The sequence below is a fragment of the Duganella phyllosphaerae genome (assembly GCF_001758785.1).
Taxonomy (GTDB): Bacteria; Pseudomonadota; Gammaproteobacteria; order Burkholderiales; family Burkholderiaceae_D; genus Rugamonas; species Rugamonas phyllosphaerae.
The window spans coordinates 1-4,222 of record NZ_LROM01000006.1; the positions used below are offsets into that span (position 1 = coordinate 1).

Annotated in this window: 6 protein-coding genes; all 6 read right to left on the reverse strand. The window is 64.6% G+C overall.

What is annotated here, in order from left to right; all coding sequences use genetic code 11:
- Positions 1 to 177: 177 nt before the first annotated feature.
- Positions 178 to 1,215 (reverse strand): aromatic ring-hydroxylating oxygenase subunit alpha, encoded by a 1,038-nt coding sequence (locus tag DUPY_RS00340; protein ID WP_070245751.1) that lies wholly within the window; start codon positions 1,213 to 1,215, stop codon positions 178 to 180.
- The gene (locus DUPY_RS00345) at positions 1,212 to 1,844 is read right to left on the reverse strand and encodes an acetyltransferase (RefSeq protein WP_070245752.1); all 633 of its coding nucleotides are present in this window, start codon (positions 1,842 to 1,844) and stop codon (positions 1,212 to 1,214) included. The genes DUPY_RS00340 and DUPY_RS00345 overlap by 4 nt, the downstream gene beginning before the upstream one ends.
- A gap of 20 nt (positions 1,845 to 1,864) precedes the next feature.
- The gene (locus tag DUPY_RS00350; RefSeq protein ID WP_371851717.1) at positions 1,865 to 2,620 is read right to left on the reverse strand and encodes an SDR family NAD(P)-dependent oxidoreductase; all 756 of its coding nucleotides are present in this window, start codon (positions 2,618 to 2,620) and stop codon (positions 1,865 to 1,867) included.
- A gap of 5 nt (positions 2,621 to 2,625) precedes the next feature.
- Positions 2,626 to 3,681: a ketoacyl-ACP synthase III gene (locus DUPY_RS00355; RefSeq protein WP_070245753.1), complete on the reverse strand. Its 1,056-nt coding sequence runs from the start codon at positions 3,679 to 3,681 to the stop codon at positions 2,626 to 2,628.
- A 2-nt stretch (positions 3,682 to 3,683) separates the two neighbouring features.
- Complete coding sequence (locus DUPY_RS00360) at positions 3,684 to 3,902, reverse strand: acyl carrier protein (protein ID WP_070245754.1); 219 nt, start codon at positions 3,900 to 3,902, stop codon at positions 3,684 to 3,686.
- 30 nt (positions 3,903 to 3,932) lie between these two features.
- Positions 3,933 to 4,222, reverse strand: a 290-nt coding sequence (locus tag DUPY_RS00365; RefSeq protein WP_275531529.1) for a 3-oxoacyl-ACP synthase III family protein, incomplete at its 5' end; no start/stop codon positions are given.

Here is a 4,222-nt window from a genome sequence, read left to right on the forward strand (position 1 = left end):
TGGGTGTTGCCGATCGAGTTTTGTGCGGACAGCGAAGCGAAGTTGGTGTGAAGACTCAGCATGTTACAGCTCCTAAATGGTGGGGATCAGTTTGGAGCAAGATAATCTGTGCTCTCCAATGGCAAGACGACCAACGGCCACCGTTTATTAAATTCCTGGTGGAAATAATTAAAAAAGCTACACGGCCAGTGCAGTCTGTAGGCAGCTGCGGAAATGGCCTATCTTTTCCTCATCAAGCGCAAGGGTGGCAAAGCGCTCGTCATCGATCGCGCCCGGGGCGATGCGCTCGCATATAGCTTGGTCCTCGGCAAATACTTGGCGGTTCATGTGGGCACTTGCATCAAAAAAGCCTTGCAGCGCGGCCGCACTGGCGGGACGAGTCGCGCCATTGAGCAACCGGCTGGAAAAATGCGTGCGACCGGGCTGCGCTGCCGGGAAGAAATGCTGCAAAGAGTAAGAATACGAAAATGTCGACGACAGCATCGTAAACGGAAACAGGTACACGCTCTGGTAGCCTTCGTACTGGCTGTCGAGCGCGAACAGGCGCTTGACCGAGCGCAGTTTTTTGATCATGGCCGAGTTGCCGAGTTCGGCATGCCAGATCGACGTCCATGGCGTGAACGTGTTGACGCCATCACCAAGTTGCAATTGCGCCAACGATTCGGGGTGGACGAACGGCACGTGCAGCGGCTCGAGCGCATTTTCCAGCGCCACGCGCCAGTCACAGGCGAAGTCGCGCGCGTTGAGGTCGCTGCGTCCGGCGATATTAAAGGACACATCGGCCAGCAGGTTGTAGGTGCCGCCCAGCTGGTCTTCGAGCGCCATGCGCGGCGCCGGGGCCGCGAACAGGAAATCGGCACACCAGTCAATCTGCAGCGTGTGCAGGGTGGCGCGGGCGAGATCGGCCTGGGCATACCGTTCGCGGCACGGGATGTGCATGGCGCCGGCCCGGTACGACCAGCCGTGGTAAGGGCAGGTCAGCGGCGCATTGCCATGGCTGTCGGTAAAAAAGCGCGTGCCGCGGTGCGGGCACAGGTTGTCGAACACTACCAGCTCGCCGTGGTCGTTGAAGACCACTACTTCCTGGCCCAGCCAGTCGAGTTTTAGATAGTCTCCGCTGGCGGGCAACTCGCTGCGATGGCACAGCAGGTGCCAAAATTCGTCGCGCAGACGGTGTGCCTGCGCCTGCGCGGTCAGGTAGTGGGCGTCGATCATAGGGTTTTGGCCGGTGGCGCGTACACGGTGGCACCGGCAGCCACGCGGCGCATGACGACGGCGCCGGCGCCCACCGTGGCGCCGTCGCCCACTTGCACGCGCGGCAGGACCGACGCACCCGAACCGACCATTACCGCCACGCCCAGTTGCACCGCGCCGGTCAGGTCGACGTGTGAACTGAGGGTGCAGCCGTTGCCAAGCACGGCGTCGTGCCCCACGCTGGCGTAGCTATTGATGGTGACGAAGTCGCCCACGCGGCTGCCGGCCGAGACCAGCGCAAACGGACAGACCACGGCGCCCCGGCCCAGGCGGGCAGTGCGCGCCACGATGGCGCTCGGGTGGATCAGCGTGTGAAAACGGGCGCCGCGAGCGGCCAGGCCTTCAGCGATCGCCAGCCTGGCGGCCGGCGCACCGACGGCCAGCACGAACACGTCGTCCGGCCCCAAGCTGTAAGCGGCGATCGCACCCAGCAACGGGTACCGATACTCGTCCTCGAGCATCGGGGCGGGCGCCAGCGTGTCGTCGAGCAGGCCGGCGATGCGTTCGCTGGCCGGGTCGAGGCTGTCTTCAAGCCAGCACAGCAGTTCACGGGCGAAGCGGCCGGCACCGACGATGATGATGTTCTTCATGGGATGTCCGTATCGATGAATTAGCGCGCCAGGTAGCCGCCGTCGACGGCCCAGGTCGCACCGGTCACCCAGCGCGCCGCAGGCGACAGCAGGAATGCCGCCGCCTGTGCCACGTCGGCGGTGGTGCCGAAACCGAGCGGGTGCCGCTGCTGGTACGCCTGCATGGCGTCGGCCGGCAGGCCACGTCCGAGCCGTTCATGCATGGCGGTGTCGACCGCGCCGGCAGCGATGCTGTTGACGCGCATGGCTCGCGGCGCCAGTTCCACCGCCAGCGAGCGGACCAGGCCGTCGATTGCGGCCTTGGCTGCCGAATATACGCCCATGCCGGACTGGCCGCTCTGGCCCGCCACCGACGACATGAACAGCAGCGCGGCGCCGTCGGCCATGACGCCGCGCAGGGCGGCAGCGCGCGCCAGCGCCACGGCGGTCTTCACGCTCGAGGCGAACACGTCGTCGAACTGGCGCGCGCGGCTCAATTTGGCAGGGCGCATCAGTTCGATGCCGGCAGCGTGGAACAGGCCGGTTAGCGGTAGTTCGGCGCTGATTCCTTGCATGAAGTCGACGATGTGGTCGCCGCCGTCGAGTTCGAGCGGCGCTGCCACGTGACCGTTGCCTGCCAACGCCTGCAAGGTCTGGTCCAGGCGGTCGGCATCGCGCCCGCTGATGATCAGGCGTGCGCCACAGTGCGAGAGCAGCAGCGCGGTGTCGCGGCCGATGCCGGACGAGGCGCCGGTGACAAAAATATGCTGGCCGGCCAGCATGTCGGGATTGAAAATCATGGTCATGCCTCGATCACCCGGTTGACCTGCAACGATGCCAGACACAGCAATGCTGCAGCCCACGAATAGCCGACGCCGAAGCCGAACATGGCCACGGTCTGGCCTTGCGCGGCGGCGCCGAGGCTGGCGCCAATGAGCAGTGGAATCGAGGCGCTCGACGTGTTACCGTAGCGGTCCATATTGATCGGTGCGCGGTTGACTGCCAACTTGGTTTTCTTGATCAGATGCTTGAGCATGAAGGAATTAGCTTGGTGGAACAGAAACGCATCGACCTGGCTGGTGTCGCGGTGCGACAGTTGCATCAGGTCGGCCACCAGCGGCGGAATGCTGCGCAGTGTGAAGTTGAAGATCTCGCCGCCGTCCATGTACAGCTTGCCCGGATCGCGTGCGGCCAGGCGGGCGTCGTCGCCGGCATACGGCTTGGCGGCGCTGGCGGCCATCATCAGGTGGCGCTCGCCCGCACCGTCGCTGCCTAGAATGAAGTGCGCGGGCGCCGCCTGCGGGTCGAACTCGAGCGCGGTGGCGGTACCAGCGTCGCCGAACAGCAACGCGGTGGCGCGGTCGTTCTCGTCCACGGTCTTGCTGATGGTGTCGCCGACGAGCAGCAGCACCCGGCAAATGGCCTGGCCGTCGAGCATCTTGGCGGCCAGCCACAGGCCGTAAGGGTAGGCCGAGCAACCGAGGTTGACGTCGAACGCCACGCAGCCGCGGTCCAGTCCCAGCCGCCCGTGCAGTGCCAGGGCCGTGGCCGGCAGCACGTAATCGGGGGTCTGCGAAATGAATACCAGCGCGTCCACGCTGTCGCGCTCCCAGCCCAGGTCGGCCAGCAGGGTTTCGGCGGCGGCCTGGCACAGGTCGGCCGTGGTCTGGCCATCGCCGGCGCGGCGCCGGGCCTGCACGCCGATCATCTTGGCGACATCGGCCACCCCTTCCGCGCCGAAGCGCTCGACGAACGCGTCGTTGGTGATCTCGGTGCGCGGCAGCGCGCACACCAGGCCGCGCAGTGCCAGGTTGGACAAGGTGAACGGCAGGCCGGAGGCCAGGCGCTGGCGCGACATGGTCAAGCCTTCGGTTTGATCAGCGCCTGCACGTCGGCGACCGTGACGCAGTAGGCCAGGGCCTGGCCATCGAGCATCTGGTCGTACAGGTCGTCCACCAGCGCGATGGTGGAGATGATGGCCAGCGAGTCCCAGCTGAGGTCGGCCAACACCAGTTGCGGCGTTACCTTGGCAGCGTCGATTTCGAGGATGTCGGCCATGCCGTCGATAAATTCTTGCATCATATTTCCTTTAAAAGGTGGAGCTAGCGGTCACAGCCGTGCCAGCGTGCCGGCCCATGAGTAGCCGACCCCAAAGCCCAGCAGCAGAGCCAGGTCGCCGGGCTTGACGCGGCCTGCCTGGCGCGCGCGGGCGATGGCAATCGGAATGGTCGAGGATACCGTGTTGCCGACGGTGTCGATTTCGATCACGAATTTTTCTTCTGGAATCTTGAGCTTGCGGCGCAATGCATCGAGCATGAATTTATTAGCTTGATGGAAAATTACATGATCGATATCGTCGAGCGTCTTGCCTGCCGTAGTCAAGAGTTCATGCATGGCGC